Here is a 257-nt window from a genome sequence, read left to right as displayed (position 1 = left end):
CTGAATTTCTTGCACGAAGTATTCTTGACGGCCTCCCCCCGCTGGGTGAACGCTTTAGGACATTGAAGGGAAAAGAGGCTGACTTGCTTCTTCGTAATCAGCTTGGTTCAGAGAGCACGGAGCAACTATCACAGAAAGAGTACATACGAGGAATCAGTGGTTGGAACTTCAATCTGGAGGACTTGAAAAATGCAGCCGCCCTTATAGACAATACAAACGGAACGTGCCATTTAGATGGTGTTAACAGCAAATTCAAG

At 45.9% G+C, this 257-nt stretch carries 1 protein-coding gene; it reads left to right on the top strand.

Annotated elements, in window-relative coordinates:
- The coding region (locus PZC42_RS21905; RefSeq protein WP_277214318.1) for a hypothetical protein at positions 1–257 on the top strand (257 nt) is incomplete at both ends.

The organism is Isoptericola croceus (assembly GCF_029382255.1).
In the GTDB taxonomy this organism is placed as follows: domain Bacteria; phylum Actinomycetota; class Actinomycetes; order Actinomycetales; family Cellulomonadaceae; genus Isoptericola; species Isoptericola croceus.
This window is presented reverse-complemented; position numbering and strand designations above follow the sequence as displayed.